The organism is Thalassotalea coralli, assembly GCF_055786205.1.
Genome location: NZ_JBVVBK010000004.1, coordinates 435,888 through 454,736, shown reverse-complemented (window position 1 = coordinate 454,736; position 18,849 = coordinate 435,888). Strand labels below are relative to the sequence as shown.

Genomic DNA, 18,849 nt, shown 5'->3' with positions numbered 1-18,849 from the left:
AATTAAGATAATTCTAAATTTTGATAATGAAGATAAAAGGAACTTGAAAAGGTGGTCGGTCGTGAAGGAATTACTACGTACATCGTGTACTTCGCCCTTCGGGTCGCTTCGCGTTCAAAATTGTTCCAGACAATTTTGTATTCCATAAATCCCTTTATTCCATCCTTCGGATCGCTTCGCGTTCAAAATTGTTCCAGACAATTTTGTGAACCTTCGACGGTTAAAATCGCCATAGCAAATTCTAATAACAGGATTAAATTATTTAGATAAAAGGAACTTGAAAAGGTGGTCGGTCGTGAAGGATTTGAACCTTCGACAAATTGGTTAAAAGCCAACTGCTCTACCAACTGAGCTAACGACCGATATATAGATTGTAACCGTAATTTTAAAAGTTTGCTTTGTTAGCAATTAACTCACACCTTAAAAAGGTGGTCGGTCGTGAAGGATTTGAACCTTCGACAAATTGGTTAAAAGCCAACTGCTCTACCAACTGAGCTAACGACCGATATATAAAATTACTAGGTAAATGCCGAACCACTACTGTTGGAAAGAAAGTGGTCGGTCGTGAAGGATTTGAACCTTCGACAAATTGGTTAAAAGCCAACTGCTCTACCAACTGAGCTAACGACCGACATTTACCGCGCGTTGAGCGTGTCGTTCAACGCGCCGCATATAATACTCATAATTTTTATGAGTGCAACAACTAAATGAAGTTTTTTTGATATCTTTGTTCGTTTGCTCAAAAAGACCACACAATGAACAAGATATCTACAAAACTATTGCATTGAGTCTAGACGTGACTGCGCTAACCGTGCCGCGCTAGAGTCTGGGTACTCACTAATAAGCTGTTGGAACAAAGTTCTTGCTTGCGAAGCGTTATTTTGTTTCTGCTCAACGGTTGCTAATTTTAGCATAGCATCGCTGCGTTTGCTCGAATCAGGGTAGTTAGCCACTACCACGTTAAACGCTTGCTTCGCTTCGGCAAGGCTACCTTTGTTAAACAATAACTGCCCTAACCAATAATTCGCGTTCGCAATGTAACCCGATTGAGGGTATTGCTGAATGAAGCGACGAAACTCTGGAATAGCTTCATCATACTTCTTCTCTTTTAATACAAGGTTAACCGCTTTATCGTACGCTTCGTTTTCTGATAGGGAAACCGTAGGCGTAGTGTTAATTTGATTAACAGGAGCCTGAATGGTTGCTGGTACAGATTTCTTGCTAGACGATAATGCTTGATTAACTCGGCGATCTAACTCTTGGTATAGTTCGCGTTGTCGTTCGAGTATTTGCGTTAATTGGTGAGTATGTAGCTCAGTAACACCACGTAACTCATCAACTTCAGTTTGAAGTTCATCAAGTTGTGTTTGAACTTTTACTTGGTTTTTATTTTGAACGCTTAAGCGACGCTCAAGATTGGCAATTTGATCTTGAATGGATTGACCAGATGCCGTGCTGGCACCTGCACGAGAAATATCTACTACAGGTGCAGCATCTGCCGCTATCGCTAGTTGGCTAACAGCGGCAAAAACACCTAAAACCGTAAGTTTTAGTTTCATCTAATCACCTGATTAGTAAACTAATACTGCGCGACGGTTTTTAGCAAATGCAGCTTCAGTGCGATCTTTAACTTGAGGCTTTTCTTCACCGTAGCTTACGATTGAGATTTGAGAAGAAGAAACACCCATGTTTTCTAAGTAAGTAGCAACTGCTTTTGCACGACGCTCGCCTAATGCGATGTTGTAATCAGGAGTACCACGCTCATCGGCATGACCTTCGATTAACACTGACTTGTCGCTATTGCTGTTAAGGAATTTAGCATGCATGTCTAATACGTTAGAGAACTGAGAGCTTACTGTAGACTTGTCGAAGTCGAAGTAAACGATATGTTGTGAACGAACGTACTCTTCAACTTTACGCGCTTCTTGCTCAGCGATTTCAGCAGCACGTTCTGCAGCAGAAACTTGAACATTTTCGCTTGACGTTTCAGTAGTTTGCGTTTGAGCATTAGTGTCAACTTGTGATTCTGAGTCAGTTTCAGAGTTTGAACTACAAGCTGCTAAAGCCATCATAGGTAATGCGACTGCTAGTGCCTTCACAGTTTTATTCAAGCGCATGGTGTTTTCCTTATATGTTTCAATAAATTTTAAATTCTATAATTGTTATAAAAATGGTGACCAAGCAGGTGATTTAACCTCGCCATCTAAGGCAGGTAATCTTGCTTTAAATCGACCATCCAATGAGACTAAACTCAAAACTTGTCTATTATTATGTAATGTACTGTAAATAATCATACCCCCATTTGGCGCTATACTCGGTGATTCATCGAGTCTTGTGCGTGTTAACACTTGAAACACGCCTGACTTTAAGTCTTGCTTCGCCAAGTGGTATTTACCACGGGTTCTATTTACCATTACTAATTGGCGTCCGTCTGGTGTTAACGTACCACCTAAATTCATTTCGCCATCAAAAGTAAGTCGCCTTACTCTTCCATCCACTAAATTTACGCGATATAGCTGAGCTTTTCCACCCCGTTCTGAACTAAATATCAATGAATTACCATCAGGAGACCAACTTGGCTCTGTATCTATTGCACGATGACGTGTAATTCGGCGTAATTTTTTGCTTTGTAAGTTCATTACGTATAGTTCTGGGTTACCATCTTTAGACAAGACCATCGCTAGACTCTTGCCATCTGGTGACCACTTAGGTGCACTATTAATGCCATCAAATGAACTAATTAACGTACGCTTACCAGTGTAGATATCGATAACAAAAATCTGCGCTTGATGATTCTCGAAAGTAACATAAGCCAATTTATTTCCTGTTGGATCCCAAGAAGGAGACATTAACGGCTCTTTAGAGCTCAACAATACATGCTCGTTATAACCGTCATAATCAGCGATAACTAATTGATATGGGAAACTGCCATTGTCGCGAACGATAACGTAGGCAATTTTAGTTAAGAACGCACCGCGAGTACCCGTAAGCGTTTCATAAACTTTATCACTGATACGATGCGCGTAACGGCGAAATTGATTACTTGATATTTCAACGCTGCTACCGTCAAGCACGTGATCAGAAGTTTTCACTAACTGACCATTACTTAACATTTGTGATTGACCGCCAGTAATCTGACCACGTACGACATCAATCAGTTGATAGCTCACTTTGAAACGACCTATACCGACCTCTTCGATTTTACCGACAACGATATTTTCAACACCTTCACTTGCCCAAGCCGCATAATCTACTTCGCCATCTTGTGTAGGTTGCTGTGGAAAGCGCACTGGGCTAATAGGACTAAACTTGCCACTTCTTAGCAAATCTTCGCTAATTATATGCGCAATGTTTTCCGGTAATTGGCTAGTACCTGTGTAGGCAAACGGTACGACAGCAATTGGCCGCGCTCCATCAATACCTTCAGTAATTACTATTTCAAGAGAAGCAAATACACGTGTTGTAACAAGCATTACCAACAAGGTAAGCAATAGTTTAAATTTGGTCATATATCTCGTACTTGTATTTTTAAAGGTCATTTTAAAACTCTGGTGCCACAGTTAAATCGATCGAACGCATTTTTTCAAATACTTCTGGGTCTTCCGACACTGGTAACTTCCCTGCTTTTGTTACTGCATTTCTCGCTGCATCACACACCACTCTATCGCCACCAACAATATCAAGACTAATAACATAGCCAGATGGTGACAGAGAAATGTTTAATTTACATGACTTTCCTTCCATTGTCGCCTGATCGCTGATTAAATTACTTTTAATAATATGTGTAATTAATGCAGTGTATTTTCCTAGCTCAGACATTACCTGTTGTTGTCTTACTTGTTGTCTGGCTTCCATTTCTTTTGCCATTTGTTCAGCCATTAAACGTTCTTGCTCAGCTTTGGCTTTTGCTTCGCGCTCTTTACGTTTCTTTTCTTCTTCTTTACGCTTGCGCTCAGCTTCTTTTTTCTTGCGTTTGTCGTCTTCTAATTTTTTACGACGTTTCGCTTCACGTTCTTTACGCGCTTTTTCTTCAGCGGCTTTTTTACGGCGCTTTTCTTCGGCAATTTTGCGCTCTCGTTCCTTTTTGCGTTTTAATGCAGCGGCAGCTTTGCGACGTTTCTCGTCTGCAGCCTTTCTCGCTTTATCACGCTTGGCTTTTTCCTTTGCCGCTTTATCATCTTTGATTTTTTGGATTTGCTGTTCAACGACTTTACGTTCAACAACAACGGCTTTAATCGGCTCCATAGGTTTAGGCGTCGATATTGCAACTGCTGTTGGCGTAGGTTTAGGTGGCGACGAAAAGTTGCCGACAATAAGCGCTACCAGTAAGGCAATGTGTAAACCAAGACTAATCAACAAGGCTTTCACAAAAGGGGTTTGCACAGTAATACTACTCCGGGTTATCCGTCATTAGGCCTACAGAAGGTACGCCTGCTTCTTTTTGTAATAACACCATTAATTGAATAACTGCATCATAAGAAACACCACCATCACCATTGACTACCACAGGAGTATCTGGCGCTTTTGCCAAGTGTGCTTTAACCAATGAAGCAACTTCTTCACCTGAAAGCTGCTGGTTTTTATTCGCGCCAACAGCGAGATAATAGTTACCATCTTTATCAACAGAAGCTACTAATGGCGGCTTAGTATCTTTCGATAGTGGTTCAGCATCGGCTTTTGGTAAGTCTACCTTTACCCCTTGAGTGATCAGCGGAGCAGTTACCATAAAGATAATCAAGAGTACCAACATGACATCGATGTATGGTACTACGTTAATTTCTGCCACTTTTTTGCGTCTAGCACGATTATACATAGACGATACTCCTATGCTTGTTGAGCCGCACTCGATTGACGATGCAAGATAGAAGAAAATTCTTCCATAAAGTTACCGTAACTATTTTCAAGTTTTTCTACACTGTAGCTAAAGCGGTTAAACGCCATAACAGCAGGAATAGCGGCAAATAAACCCATCGCGGTTGCAACTAATGCTTCGGCAATACCTGGTGCTACCATGGCAAGAGTCGCTTGTTCAACAGCACCTAATGCGATAAAAGAATTCATGATCCCCCAAACCGTACCAAATAATCCGATATATGGGCTAATCGAGCCTACCGTTGCGAGAAAAGGTAAATGGGTTTCAAGGCTGTCGACTTCACGGGACAAAGCAACGCGCATCGCTCTATGTGTACCATCAACAACCGCTTGCGGTGAGTTAACATTACTTTTTCTTAAACGAGCGAATTCTTTAAAGCCGGCAACAAACAAGCTTTCTATACCTTGAATATGCTCACGCGCACTCACTTCACCATACAGTTTACTAAGATCGGCACCACTCCAAAATCTATCTTCGAACTCCTGAAGTTGGTTTTGAGCTTCAACGAGTGTTTTACGACGCTGAAAAATCATCGCCCATGAGGCGATTGAAAAACCGAGTAAAATTAACATCACGGTTTTTACCAGAATACTGGCTTGTAAAAATAAATCTAAAATGGAAAGTTCAGCATGCACGTTGAAATGCTCCTATTATTTGTTCTGGTATTTTACAAGGTTTCGCTTGCTGCAAGTTGACGTATGCTATCACGACATCTAACTGACACAATACCTTTCCCTGCTCATTTACGATGACTTGTTCAAAACACACGGTTGCTCGCTTCAATTGCGTAATTGTGGTCGTAACTGTAAGTAAGTCATCAAGTTTCGCTGGTGCTTTGCAATCCAGCTCAAGCTTTCTGACCACAAAGCCCGAATTTTGTTCTAAAAAAAATGACTGACTTATACCTAATTTTCTTAACCACTCTGTACGCGCACGTTCGCAAAACTTTACATAGTTAGCGTGATAAACATTACCGCCTGCATCGGTGTCTTCGTAAAAGACTCTCACTTGATAGGAATCAGAATGAAATTGCATAAATTAAAGTATGGTGAATTAGTGAATATTTATAACAGCGTATACTAATAGAAAATCTAGTTGAGTAACAAGCCTTCAAGCCCTTATATTGTAAGAAATTGCAATTTTATTACATCCGATAAAAATACAATTTTATCCAATAAAAAAACACCGCAACTCATCTATCAAGCATTCATTAGTTTTTCTAATGCGAAACATTAAATTAACTCGTTTGTTCTAGATCAAAGAACCCCCTACAATACACTTGTTTTCTGAGCTAGCGCACCGATAAACCTCTAACTCCCCTAGAGTTTATCATTAGCCAGTTAATTTAAGGTTAAGATAGTTTTTGTCTATCTTTTCTCTCTGACATGTTTCCTGGAATACCAGATTCCTTCTAGCAACTTGAGAAATTAAGTTGAGCCCGCTCCCTTAAGCGGGCTTTTTTTTATCCTAAATTTACACTTAGCAACAAAAAACGGCCCGAAAGCCGCTTTTTATAAACTAATTGTTGTGGTTCAACTCAGCTTAGTTTATACGCACACACGGCCAAGCAGCTACTTTTCAGGTTTGATAAGCGAAAAGTGATGATAGGCTTTTTCTGTCACAACTCTACCGCGAGGCGTTCGCTGCAAAAAGCCTTGTTGGATCAAAAATGGTTCTAGTACATCTTCTATCGTATCGCGCTCTTCACCGATTGCTGCCGCTACATTGTCTAAGCCTACGGGGCCACCATCAAATTTTTCGATAATCGCCTGTAGCAGCTTTCTGTCCATAATGTCGAAACCTTCATTATCTACTTCAAGCATAGTCAGGGCGTTATGAGCCGTTTCTTGGTTCACATGTCCTTGGGTTTTAACATCGGCATAATCTCTTACTCGACGTAATAACCTATTAGCAATTCTAGGGGTGCCGCGAGAGCGTCTTGCAACTTCGAACGAGCCCTCTTGTTCGATATCCAAATTTAAGTAATGGGCGGAGCGATTAACAATGTCAGTTAAATCTTGATTGTTGTAAAACTCTAGCCGCTGAACAATGCCAAAACGATCGCGCAGTGGTGACGTTAATGCGCCAGCGCGCGTAGTAGCACCAATCAAGGTAAAAGGAGGTAAATCAAGTTTAATAGAGCGCGCCGCTGGCCCCTCACCTATCATAATATCTAGCTGGTAATCTTCCATTGCCGGATATAGTACTTCTTCAACCACAGGGCTCAATCGATGGATCTCGTCGATAAACAGAACGTCGTTTTCTTCTAAGTTAGTCAATAGCGCGGCCAAGTCACCCGCTTTTTCTAACACAGGGCCAGACGTTGTTCGAATATTAACGCCCATTTCATTTGCCACTATATTAGCAAGGGTTGTTTTACCTAAGCCTGGCGGTCCAAAGATCAATAAATGATCTAATGCTTCTTGTCTGTTTTTCGCTGCTTGAATAAAGATTTCCATCTGGGCTTTTACATGCGATTGCCCAGTGTAATCACTCAGCATTTTTGGACGAATAGCCCTATCGATACTCTCGTCTTCTCTAGTGGCAACAGGTTGAATTAAACGATCTGCTTCTATCATGTACTTTCTCTTAGATCATCGACTTTAAGGCATCGCGAATAAGCGCTTCGCTGTCCATACCGTCTTGGTAAATCGCTTTAACCGCTTTGCTTGCTTGATTTGCAGTATAACCTAAAGACACTAATGCGTTAATCGCGTCACCTTTAGCATCAGCAATAGGGCTTTCTATAACACCAGCGCCCGTTGGCGCAGAGGTTAAAGTAAAGCTAGACGCATCTGGGTCAGCATGCCAGTCCTTTAGCTTATCACGCATTTCTATCAATAAGCGCTCAGCCGTTTTCTTACCAACGCCAGGAATTTTAACAATCGTTGTTAAATCATCATGTGCGACACAACTGACAAACTGCTCTGCCGACATGCCCGACAAAATCGCTAGCGCTAATTTAGGGCCGACACCGTTTATTTTGATAAGCAATCTAAAGAGCTTTCGTTCAGTTTTATTGGCAAAACCATAAAGAAGCTGCGCATCTTCGCGAACAACAAAGTGAGTAAAAATGGTCGCTTCTTGGTTTAATTCAGGAAGCGCATAAATGCTGGTCATTGGCATAGTCACTTCATATCCTACGCCTTGGCATTCAACTACAATTTCAGGAGGGAGTTTTTCTATTATTAACCCGCGTAAACGACCTATCACAAACGAACCTAGTGTTTATTAAAACAATGGTGCAAACCTTAACACTAGATATTTATACAGTAAAGTATTATCTGAGGCGACCACGCACTGTTTTACTTACTTGCCCCGACATTTTACTAATAGAGTCATAACTATGGGCATGGCACAGTGCAACGGCTAGCGCATCGGCCGCATCGGCTTGAGGTGTTGCTGGTAGTTTTAAGATGGATTTAACCATGTGTTGAACTTGGCTTTTGTCAGCACCACCGGTACCAACCACTGATTGTTTAATTTGACGAGCAGAATACTCGGCAATTTTTAACCCTTTATTTGTCGCAGCAACAATTGCCGCACCACGAGCCTGTCCTAGCTTTAATGCCGAATCAGGGTTTTTGGCCATAAACACTTGTTCAATGGCAAACATATCTGGTTTAAATTGGGTAATAATTTCTGAAACACCTGCAAATATCGTTTGTAGGCGAGCACCCAAATCGTCACCAGCAGCAATTGCTTTAATACAGCCGCTTCCTAAATAAGTGAAGTGCCGCCCGTTTTGCTCGATGACGCCATAGCCCGTTAATCGTGAACCGGGATCAATACCAAGAATTATCGCCAAAAATCTAACCCAAAGTCATTTGTTTATTAAAGTATCAGCATAAAAAAATGCAGTTAAAGGATCACTTTAACTGCATCTCTCTTTAGAGTCGATGGCTATTTAGCGCCAGACTTATCAGTCGTTGCTTTTTTCTTCAACAATCGATTGAATACCAAGCTCAACCAATTGCTCTGGGTTCGCTTGACCAGGCGCGTTCGTTAATGGACATGCCGCTGTTGTTGTTTTCGGGAACGCCATTACGTCACGAATTGAGCTTGCGCCTGTCATTAGCATCACTAAGCGATCTAAACCAAACGCTAAACCTGCATGTGGTGGAGCACCGTATTGAAGAGCGTCTAATAAGAAGCCAAACTTCTCTTGCGCTTCTTCATCGCTAATACCTAGAATTCTAAATACTGCTGCTTGCATTGCTTGATCGTGAATACGAACAGAGCCACCGCCTAATTCACAGCCGTTTAATACCATATCATAAGCATTTGACAGTGCACCAATAGGGTTAGCTTCTAACTCTTCAGGTGTCATATCAGTAGGCGCAGTGAATGGGTGGTGAAGTGCGTGTAAGTGACCATCCACCTCTTCAAACATTGGGAAGTCAACAACCCAAAGTGGCTTCCACTCATCAGAAGTAATACCTAAATCTTCACCTAACTTAAGACGAAGCGCACCTAGCGACTCGCTTACTGTCGTGTAGTTGTCAGCACCGAAGAAAATAATATCGCCCGTTTCTGCATTCACGCGATCTAATAGAGTGTTAACAGCGTCTTCAGATAAGAACTTCAAGATTGGTGATTGAAGGCCTTCCATACCAGCAGCTTTGTCGTTAACCTTTAACCAAGGCATGCCTTTCGCGCCATAAATACCAACAAACTTAGTTAATTCATCTAAGTTCTTACGTGAGAATTTCGCAGCACCTTGTGGCACGTTAATCACAGCAACGCGACCTTTTTCATCGTTCGCAGGGCCAGAGAATACTTTAAATTCTACATCTTTAACGATATCTGCTACGTCAACGATTTCTAGAGGGTTACGCAGATCTGGCTTGTCTGAACCGTAACGAGTCATCGCTTCTGCGTAAGACATACGCGGGAAGTCACCTAAATCTACATTAAGCAGTAATTGGAACAATTCGCGGATCATCGTTTCCGTTACTTCCATCACTTGCTCAGCTGTCATAAATGATGTTTCGATATCTATTTGCGTGAATTCTGGCTGACGGTCAGCGCGTAAATCTTCATCGCGGAAACATTTTACGATTTGGTAGTAACGCTCCATACCCGACATCATTAACAACTGTTTAAATAGTTGTGGTGATTGCGGCAATGCAAAGAAGCTGCCTTTGTGTGTGCGACTAGGTACTAAGTAGTCACGCGCACCTTCTGGCGTTGCAGCTGTTAGGATAGGAGTTTCAATATCCATAAAACCCTGGCCTTCAAGTGACTGGCGAACTGCAGCAGTTACTTTTGCACGAAAACGTAAGCGCTCAGTCATTTCAGGACGGCGTAAATCTAAGTAACGATATTTAAGACGATTTTCTTCTGAGTTCTCTTGGTTAAAGTCAATTGGTAAAGGCGCTGACTTATTCAAGATAGTTACGTCTAAACCTAGTACTTCAATAGCACCTGTTGCCATGTCTTTGTTTACTTGGCCTTCAGGACGCGCACGAACCTTACCTTTAACTTGAATACAAAACTCATTACGAAGTGTGTTCGCTTTTTCTAATACTTCAGGTAAATCTGGATCGTAAACCACTTGCACTAACCCTTCACGATCACGTAAATCTAAGAAGATTACTGCACCTAAGTCACGACGACGGTTAACCCAACCGCAAAGTGTAATTTCTTGACCGATATGAGATTCATTCACCTCACCACAATAAAGGGTTCGCATATACTTTATTCCTGATATGTATTCGATTTTAACTCTACATAATCGCGTAGAGATTTATCACGAGAAAAATTGCCGCCAATTATATAGCAATGGAATGGAAAGTCACTAGCTGAAAAGTGACTTAGGCTAACTTAAATTAAGTAAAGTTAGCCTAATAAGTTTAGGTTCAGGATAGAAGGTTAACTATTAAATACGTAATGGTTTTTACCGGCAGCTTTTACTTTGTACATCAAGGTATCTGCAACTTTAAGTAAATCAGTCTCGCTTTCGCCATCAAAGGGGTACATGGCAATACCAATACTACAGCCAACATTTGCTGGGCCTATAGATAATTCAAAAGGTTGTTGAACGAGTTTTAATACTTTTTCTGCGATAAATGCGGCTTCATTGCGATTATGTAAACCGTTAAGCAATAACACAAATTCATCACCGCCAAAACGAACGACAGTATCAGATTTTCGCACACAGCCTTTTAGTCGCTCTGCTACATCGATTAACATCTCATCGCCAACATTATGACCATATGTATCATTTATCGATTTAAAACCATCTAAATCAATAAATAACACGGCCATCAACCTATCTTGACGTTGATGAGTATGAATCGACTGGTTAATTCTGTCTCTCAGAAGCACACGGTTAGCAAGCCCAGTTAACTCGTCATGGGTTGCCATGTGTTTCATTTTTTCTTCAAGCAGTTTTCGCGTTTTTATTTCTTTGTATAGACGGCGGTTCCAGATGACGATAATCACAATGATGCCAACAATAACGATACTGGCTTGAGCAGCAACTCTCATGACAATGCTGCGATCAAACCCAGTTTCTAAATTAATCTCAAACCAGCGCTGATAAATACTTTTACGTTCAGACGCTGATATTGTCAGCAATGCTTTATCAATTATTGATTTAAGCTCAGGCCAGTCTTTACGTATCGCATAGCTATTTTTATCAATATTAAAATCGTCTATAACTGACATTGATAAATTCACCAAACTTTCACGGCGAATAAGTTCCGCTGAAGAAGCAATATTCTCAATAAAGCCATCTACACCACCAAGCTGCACCAGTTGCACACCTTGTTGGTGGTTTTCCACTGGTCGTAATGTAATATTTGGAAAACGTTCTCTTAACTGCTCAACTAAGTGGTAGCCTTTTACTATCGCTAACTCTTTTCCGTAGAAGGATTCAACGCTAAGGTTATGGCCCCTATCTCGTTGGTGGATAACAACCCATGGCATATCCCAATATGAATTTGAGAAGAGTAAGTGCTTTGAACGCTCTTCTGTTTTAGTAGCACTGCCTAATATGTCGATATCGCCTTTCATTAAAGCACCAAACATTTCAGACCAATTATCAAACTCTTTGTATGTAAATTTTAAGCCCGTTCGTTGCTCCACCAACAAATTAATATCGGCATTTATGCCTTTGATTTGACCTTTGTCGTCGACAAACTCAACAGGCGCCCATTGACGATTAATACCTATGGTAATGATAGGGTTGGCTGATAACCACTGATCTTCGTTGTCTGTTAACGTAACGTGTTTAGATTTTAAATAAAAATAGCCATCACTGTTATTTGAGAGCCACCGTCTTTCTAAATCAATCAGCTCTTCAGGTGGGATCAAATTAAACCCACTTTTAATTAACTCAGCGAGTTTTTTATTTTTCTTATTAGTAACACTGACAATATCAGTTAAAAATTGCAAATGCTCAAGTTGATAAAAAGCAGGCTGCAAGTCAGCTTTGATTAATAACGCGTCGATAATTTCAGTTGGACCAACAATAGCGTCAACTTCACCTTGTACCGCAGCATCGATCATTGTCTTAAAGTTGCTAAAAGGCACAAAAGTGATATCAGGGTAAACATCTTTAATTTTAGGTTGGTGGTCTGCGACCGTAAAATACCCCAGTTTTCTCCCGTTTAGCTGTGATAGTTGACTAAATGAACCTGACTGAGTCCTAACAAATACGTTTGAGCGCACTCGATACATATCATTAGCTAGGTGAAGGTTATCAGCAAGATTATCGTTATTTGGGTGAGCTATGAGGACATCTGCACCATCTGATTCAATCATTTCATAGGCGGTTTGATAGTCTTGCGGAACGAACTCTACGGCTAAACCTGTATTTTCAGACCACTTTTTCCAGATATCGATAAACAGCCCCTGCGCCTGCCCTGTTGATGACTCTGACATAAACGGCGGGAAAAATGGCGAATATAACAAAGTTAACGTATCGGTTTTCTTGTCAAACCCTAACCAACGTTTTTCTATTGCTGACTTTTCATCCGTCGATATTTTTCTAAAACCCTCTTCAACAAAAGCAATTAGCTCACGTGCGCTATCTTTAGGCAACGCCGCACCGTATTCGCTTTTGTAAAACATTAAGCGTTGATAAGGTGGGAACAACTGATGCAGCTCTTTGTGACGAGGGTAATTATAAGAAAGCTTGTCTAAATGAGTAAACGCTGCGATCTCTCCATTTAATGCGGCTTGGTACATCGCAAAACGGTTTTCATATGGCTTAATCGTTAGATAAGGAAAATCACGTTTTAGCACTTCATTGTGGCTAGATCCTTTGACTACGCCTAACGTTAATGTTTGGACTTCTTCCATAGAATTGATATGCCTAAAATCTCGATGGATAAAGACATAATTGTTCTGGTTAAAGAAAGGAGTTAGAAAAGACATAAACTTTTCGCGATCCTCATTTGCCGAAAGTCCGGCATGAATATCGACTTCACCAGAAATGACTTGAGCTAACGTTTCTTTCCAAGTTAAAACTTTAAATTCAACCTGTACTTTTTGCTTTTCCGCCCACAGTTTCCATAAGTCGACAGTAAGGCCTTCAGCTTGGCCATTGTCTCCTTGATAATGATAAGGGTATGAAGTTTTATTAATCGCAACAGTAAAAACGTCAGGCAACTTAGTATATTTTGTTGAGCCTGATACACCGTCATAATTTTCTTGCGCTGCTACGTTAAAGAAAGCAAAGACGAATAAACTAGTTAATAATAAATTTCGAAAAAGCAATCATTGCCCCTTGTTACTTTTAATTACGCTGCTCGATAGCTAAAGAGTATTCCCCCATTATTTATTGTTTGATTTCATTGATTGGGGGATTAAGTTAAAATACCAACAGCTAACGATTTTTCAACTTAAATTTTTACCATTATCATGTCACATAAAGATATTATTTTTTCTAATAAACAAAGTCAGATCAAAGACTTTACCTTTGATGCTCAAGTTGTCGAAGTTTTTCCTGACATGATTTCTCGTTCTGTACCTGGCTATAATACCATTATTGACGCCATAGGCCGAATGAGTCGTCATTACGCACAAAATAACACTAATATTTACGACTTAGGTTGCTCCCTTGGCGCAGCGACTATTGCCATGAAGCAAGCGATTGAAGCAGATAACTGCCAAATTATTGGTGTTGATAATTCCTCTGCTATGGTGGAGCGTTGTAAAGTACACGTAAATGCCTTCAAAGGAAAAACCCCTGTAGATATTATCGAAGGTGACATTTTACAAACCAACATTAGTAACGCTTCAATGGTAGTGCTCAATTTTACACTACAGTTTATTGAACCAGAGTTGCGCCAGCAAATCATCGACAATATATATCAAGGGTTAAAACCGGGCGGCATTTTAGTGCTATCTGACAAATTAGTTGATGAAGATGCTACCTGCAATGAGTTGCTTATTGATTTACATCACGACTTTAAACGCGCAAATGGTTACAGCGATTTAGAAATTGCCCAAAAGCGCACAGCATTAGAAAATGTGATGAAACCTGATTCGATTTCCGGTCACTATCAACGACTAAAACAGAGTGGCTTTGCTCATTACACCACTTGGTTCAACTGTTATAACTTTTTCTCACTGGTCGCAATTAAGTAATTCCATGCAATATTTTCAACAATTTTACCATCAAATAGCGTTAAATCGGTTATCCCCTTGGCTAAATGAAATTCCAGCAAAGTTAACAGCTTGGCAAAAAAACGATTTGCACGGGGAATTTAAGCATTGGCAAAAAACACTCGAAGCATTGCCTAAGACAACACCTAGCTTAATAGAAACAGCTCAAGAAGTTATAGCAGGTCAGGCGTCTGACATTAATGAAGGCGAAGCGAAACGCATCGAACATTTGCTTAAAAAGTTAAAACCTTGGCGCAAAGGCCCATTTAATATTCACGGCATTCACGTTGATACCGAATGGCGAAGTGATTTTAAATGGGATCGATTAGCACCACATATTAGCGACTTGAATAACCGATACGTACTTGATATCGGTTGTGGCAGTGGCTATCACTTATGGCGCATGCAAGGAGCTAACGCAAAATTTGTCGTTGGTATCGACCCCACACAATTGTTTTTTATGCAATTTCAAGCAATTCAACACTTTATCAATAAAGATAGCGTTCACCTATTACCCATTGGTGTTGAAGATCTACCTGAGCAAGCCTGTTTCGATACGGTATTTGCTATGGGCGTTTTGTATCACAGACGCTCGCCTATCGATTTTATTTACCAACTCAAATCTCAATTGGTCAAAGGTGGTGAATTAGTGTTAGAAACACTGATTGTAGATGGCGATGAAAATACCGTATTAGTGCCGGGTGAACGCTACGCTAAAATGCGTAATGTCTGGTTTTTGCCTAGCGCAGACGCCATGTGTGCATGGTTAGAGCGTTGCGGCTTTACTAATGTTCGTTTAGCTAATATCGATGTAACCACCACAGACGAACAACGTAAAACCGATTGGATAGATACAGAGTCTCTCACTGACTTCTTAGACCCTAACGATCCAAGTAAAACAATTGAAGGCTACCCAGCACCTAAGCGTGCGATATTTATCGCCAACAAGTAGCCCGATAGTCACTACTCATTCAGGTAGTTATCTTCAATATGTTGATAACTACCTGATGCCTTTAACGACTCGATGTTATGATCGAACTCATCGCGAAGCGCTTTGCTTCGAAACCCAATAGAATAAGGTCTTTCAGGGAAAATGTAATGGAGCTTAAACGGCTTCTTATAAATAGGCCCTTGATTGTGTTTAACAAAATACTTAAATATATTAATATCCAACACAATCACTTCCGCTCTTCTTAAAAACAACATTTCAATTTGCTTTTGTTGATCATGCACTTCACGATAGTCCATCAAATACGCAATAGTATTGCCGTATTCTTCTCCTAAAAATTTGCGAGCATTTTGAAAAGCCACCAAGTTTTTGCCTGAGAGGTCTTTTATCTCACTAATATTAAAGCTGTTTTCGGCAAGGCTAACCGCAACATTCTGATAAATAATATAAGGTTTTGATAAGTGCATGGCTGGATGTTCGTAATCATGAGGTAAAGTAATTACGCCATCAGCATTTATCCGTTGATAGCCCGTAATATTGCGACCAAGTGGCATACCTGTGAATTTTACACTTTTATTGGTAAGCGCTAGCGCTTCACGAATAATATCTAGCTGCAACCCTGTATTTTCTTCCTCCATGATAAAAGGAGGTTTTGGCAAACCTGTCACCAATTCAACGACATCTTTTTGTTGGTTAGATAGGGCTGCACTTTCAGCACTAACGAAATGACTCAGTAAGCTCAGGTGCAATCCTAGTAAAAAAGTGGTCAGTTTTTTCATTAATTCCTCATTGTCAAAGATATACGCTTGCTTAGTGGTGTATTTATTCGCTAAGGTGAAACTAATCCATGCGTATACTTCAGTCTAGCGTCTAGTTTATAAAGATGTAAAACAAAAAAGGATAACTATGAGTAATATTTGGTTCGAACGTCAGTTAGCATCAGTCGCCCAAAGGAGGTACGACCATAGAAATCCATTTCAACGTGACCGCGCTCGAATCTTACATTCTGCTGCCTTTCGTCGTTTGCAGTGTAAAACGCAAGTCATGGGTAGCGGGCAAGACGACTTTTACCGTACACGCTTAACACACTCACTTGAAGCAGCTCAAATTGGCTCAGGGATTAGTGCACAGCTAAGAAACAAGTATCCTGAACTAACCGAGCAGTTATTTCCAAACGATGACAGTTTGTTTGAGGCACTTTGCTTAGCTCATGATATCGGCCACCCTCCTTTTGGCCACGGTGGAGAAGTCGCACTGCACTACATGATGCGACACCACGGCGGTTTTGAAGGCAACGGTCATACCTTTCGAATTGTCTCTAGACTTGAACCTTTCAGTGATGGCGCAGGAATGAACTTGGCTAGGCGTACTTTATTGGGTCTAGTAAAATACCCACAAACCTTAGATGCATTGGCCTGTTCAGATGTTACTGCAACACTTGATAACTTTAGGCAACTCAAGGCCTGTGAATGGCACCCGCCTAAAGGACTTTTTTCTGATGACCAAAGCACGATAGACTGGTTACTTTCGCCTTTATCTGACAAAGACAGAGCCTTGTTTCAATCAAGTAACACACCTACTTCAGGTGCACACCGTAAAACACAATTTAAGTCGCTAGATTGCTCCATTATGGAGTTGGCTGACGATATTGCTTACGGTATTCACGATTTAGAAGATGCTATTGCCACAGGCTCTATCAGGCAAAGAGATTTCGAAGAGCATGTCGCCCAGCAACTCGCTAAATTAGACGATGACTGGATTGTTTCAATCGCCCAAACGTTAACCGAACGTTTATTTAGCGACAAAATTCATCTGCAAAAAGAAGCCATTGGCGGTTTGGTCAATTACTTAATCACCGCCATTGAATTAGTCGATTTAAATACTGTTTCAGGCACAGAGTTTGACGAACTTTTACTAAGATACAATGCCAAACACCCCAAAATAGCCAATCAAGCGCTGAATATTTTTAAACGCTTTGTTTTTACGTTTGTTATAAAGCAAACAGAAATACAGCATATAGAATATCGCGGCCAGCAAATTGTTATGGCATTATTCGAAGCACTCGAGTCAGATCCTGAGCGCTTGCTACCTAAACAAGCAAAAGCAGCATGGTTACAAGCAAGTGAAAAAGGCGATAGCGGCAAACGCGTGATCGCAGATTTTGTCGCTAACATGACAGACAACAGCGCCACTCAGTTATATCAGAATTTGTTTATACCGAGTAATTAACTAGGGCGGTTGATTGCGGCCTCTTGGATAATGTGTAAAATGCTGACAGTCATAGCTTTTTGTTTTTCAAAAGGCCTTTTGTAAATCGAACGGCAAGGTTACTTTGAGCGATATCCAAATTTTTGCGGGCAGCACAGCCCTATCCCAGATAAAAAAACACGGGTTAACTGCAGATCTATTTACCACAATGCTAGGCGCTAGTGGCGGACCTAAATGGTTTACCCTATTCGGTTTAGATAAGTATTTGTTTGGCGAGTTTTTCAAAGGAAGAACTGAGCCTTTGGATATGTTGGGAACTTCAGCTGGCGCTTTTCGATTCGGCGCCCTTAGTCAATCCAACCCTGTTACTGCTATTTCTAAACTTGCCGATATCTATAGCCATACTGTTTATTCAGCTAATGCTGATGCCAACGAAGTCTCTGATAAAGCGATTGAACTGTTAGACGCTGTTTATACGCCATCGGGCATTGCCGAAAGTGTCAATAACCCTGTTTTTCGGCCACATTTTATCGTGGCAAAATGTCATGGTTTAACCAGCTTTGACAATAAAATACTGCAAACACTTGGATTAGTTGCAAGTTTAGCGTTAAACCGCATCGACCGTGGATTACTAAAACACCAATATCAGCGCTTTTTATTTCGCCCACTAGCAAGTAAGTTACACGTGTCAGACGAATATGACTTCGCCACTCAATATAAAGAATTAACGTCCAATAATTTTTATCACGCTTTACTCGCCTCTGGTTCTATTCCATTAGTCATGCGGGGGATTAAAAGCATTGCGGGTTGCCCTAACGGAATGTATCGCGACGGCGGCATCATTGATTACCATTTTGATTTAGCATTACACACATCTCAATCAAAAAGCAACGATGGTCTAACTTTATATCCACACTTTAACCAACAACCTAAAGCGGGCTGGTTTGATAAAAACCTGACTCGCACAGTTCATGACAAACATTACGATAAGGTTGTTATGATCAATCCGTCCGAACAATTTATTAATTCGTTACCGTTTGGAAAAATACCTGATAGAAAAGATTTTACTGATATGGACGCCAGCACTCGAATTAAGTACTGGCAAAAAGTACTGTCAGAAACAGAGCGCTTAGCTGACAGCTTTCATCAACTCATTGAGCAGCAAGATATCAGCCAAATAAAGCAATTTAAAGCGAGTTAG

At 40.7% G+C, this 18,849-nt stretch carries 17 protein-coding genes and 3 tRNA genes; 4 read left to right on the top strand and 16 right to left on the bottom strand.

Going from position 1 to position 18,849, the window contains the following annotated elements; genetic code table 11:
• Nucleotides 1-286: 286 nt before the first annotated feature.
• The 15 genes from ACOB80_RS13035 to ACOB80_RS12965 form a co-directional block, all read right to left on the bottom strand.
• Nucleotides 287-362, bottom strand: a tRNA-Lys gene (locus ACOB80_RS13035).
• A gap of 67 nt (nt 363-429) precedes the next feature.
• Nucleotides 430-505 (bottom strand) — tRNA-Lys (locus ACOB80_RS13030).
• 50 nt (nt 506-555) lie between these two features.
• A tRNA-Lys gene (locus ACOB80_RS13025) sits at nt 556-631 on the bottom strand.
• 145 nt (nt 632-776) lie between these two features.
• Nucleotides 777-1,559 (bottom strand): tol-pal system protein YbgF, encoded by a 783-nt coding sequence (ybgF, locus tag ACOB80_RS13020; protein WP_473166269.1) that lies wholly within the window; start codon nt 1,557-1,559, stop codon nt 777-779.
• Between the two features lie 12 nt (nt 1,560-1,571).
• Nucleotides 1,572-2,117: a peptidoglycan-associated lipoprotein Pal gene (gene pal, locus ACOB80_RS13015; protein ID WP_473166268.1), complete on the bottom strand. Its 546-nt coding sequence runs from the start codon at nt 2,115-2,117 to the stop codon at nt 1,572-1,574.
• 45 nt (nt 2,118-2,162) lie between these two features.
• Nucleotides 2,163-3,509, bottom strand: a complete 1,347-nt coding sequence (gene tolB / locus ACOB80_RS13010) for a Tol-Pal system beta propeller repeat protein TolB (RefSeq protein WP_473166267.1) — start codon at nt 3,507-3,509, stop codon at nt 2,163-2,165.
• A gap of 31 nt (nt 3,510-3,540) precedes the next feature.
• Nucleotides 3,541-4,383 (bottom strand): cell envelope integrity protein TolA, encoded by an 843-nt coding sequence (gene tolA / locus ACOB80_RS13005; RefSeq protein WP_473166266.1) that lies wholly within the window; start codon nt 4,381-4,383, stop codon nt 3,541-3,543.
• Between the two features lie 7 nt (nt 4,384-4,390).
• The gene (tolR, locus tag ACOB80_RS13000; protein ID WP_473166265.1) at nt 4,391-4,813 is read right to left on the bottom strand and encodes a protein TolR; all 423 of its coding nucleotides are present in this window, start codon (nt 4,811-4,813) and stop codon (nt 4,391-4,393) included.
• An 11-nt stretch (nt 4,814-4,824) separates the two neighbouring features.
• On the bottom strand, nt 4,825-5,508 hold the full coding sequence (gene tolQ, locus ACOB80_RS12995) for a protein TolQ (protein WP_473166264.1): 684 nt from the start codon (nt 5,506-5,508) through the stop codon (nt 4,825-4,827).
• Nucleotides 5,498-5,908, bottom strand: a complete 411-nt coding sequence (gene ybgC / locus ACOB80_RS12990) for a tol-pal system-associated acyl-CoA thioesterase (RefSeq protein WP_473166263.1) — start codon at nt 5,906-5,908, stop codon at nt 5,498-5,500. The genes tolQ and ybgC overlap by 11 nt, the downstream gene beginning before the upstream one ends.
• A gap of 536 nt (nt 5,909-6,444) precedes the next feature.
• A complete protein-coding gene (ruvB, locus tag ACOB80_RS12985; RefSeq protein WP_473166262.1) occupies nt 6,445-7,452 on the bottom strand; it encodes a Holliday junction branch migration DNA helicase RuvB in 1,008 nt (335 codons plus the stop codon).
• Between the two features lie 10 nt (nt 7,453-7,462).
• On the bottom strand, nt 7,463-8,086 hold the full coding sequence (gene ruvA, locus ACOB80_RS12980; protein WP_473166261.1) for a Holliday junction branch migration protein RuvA: 624 nt from the start codon (nt 8,084-8,086) through the stop codon (nt 7,463-7,465).
• A gap of 67 nt (nt 8,087-8,153) precedes the next feature.
• Nucleotides 8,154-8,681, bottom strand: a complete 528-nt coding sequence (gene ruvC, locus ACOB80_RS12975; RefSeq protein ID WP_473166260.1) for a crossover junction endodeoxyribonuclease RuvC — start codon at nt 8,679-8,681, stop codon at nt 8,154-8,156.
• Nucleotides 8,682-8,795: 114 nt separating this feature from the next.
• Nucleotides 8,796-10,568, bottom strand: coding sequence for an aspartate--tRNA ligase (gene aspS / locus ACOB80_RS12970; RefSeq protein ID WP_473166259.1), 1,773 nt, complete (start codon nt 10,566-10,568; stop codon nt 8,796-8,798).
• 179 nt (nt 10,569-10,747) lie between these two features.
• The gene (locus ACOB80_RS12965; protein ID WP_473166258.1) at nt 10,748-13,600 is read right to left on the bottom strand and encodes a transporter substrate-binding domain-containing protein; all 2,853 of its coding nucleotides are present in this window, start codon (nt 13,598-13,600) and stop codon (nt 10,748-10,750) included.
• A 144-nt stretch (nt 13,601-13,744) separates the two neighbouring features.
• Here ACOB80_RS12965 and cmoA point away from each other — a divergent pair, with 144 nt between their 5' ends.
• On the top strand, nt 13,745-14,473 hold the full coding sequence (cmoA, locus tag ACOB80_RS12960) for a carboxy-S-adenosyl-L-methionine synthase CmoA (protein ID WP_473166257.1): 729 nt from the start codon (nt 13,745-13,747) through the stop codon (nt 14,471-14,473).
• Nucleotides 14,474-14,477: 4 nt separating this feature from the next.
• Nucleotides 14,478-15,443: a tRNA 5-methoxyuridine(34)/uridine 5-oxyacetic acid(34) synthase CmoB gene (gene cmoB / locus ACOB80_RS12955; protein ID WP_473166256.1), complete on the top strand. Its 966-nt coding sequence runs from the start codon at nt 14,478-14,480 to the stop codon at nt 15,441-15,443.
• Between the two features lie 11 nt (nt 15,444-15,454).
• Here the strand turns inward: cmoB and ACOB80_RS12950 are convergent, their stop codons facing one another.
• The gene (locus tag ACOB80_RS12950; protein ID WP_473166255.1) at nt 15,455-16,219 is read right to left on the bottom strand and encodes a substrate-binding periplasmic protein; all 765 of its coding nucleotides are present in this window, start codon (nt 16,217-16,219) and stop codon (nt 15,455-15,457) included.
• A 127-nt stretch (nt 16,220-16,346) separates the two neighbouring features.
• On the opposite strand from ACOB80_RS12950, the gene ACOB80_RS12945 reads away from it, so the two are divergent.
• Nucleotides 16,347-17,669 (top strand): anti-phage deoxyguanosine triphosphatase, encoded by a 1,323-nt coding sequence (locus tag ACOB80_RS12945; protein WP_473166254.1) that lies wholly within the window; start codon nt 16,347-16,349, stop codon nt 17,667-17,669.
• A gap of 103 nt (nt 17,670-17,772) precedes the next feature.
• On the top strand, nt 17,773-18,849 hold the full coding sequence (locus tag ACOB80_RS12940; protein WP_473166253.1) for a patatin-like phospholipase family protein: 1,077 nt from the start codon (nt 17,773-17,775) through the stop codon (nt 18,847-18,849).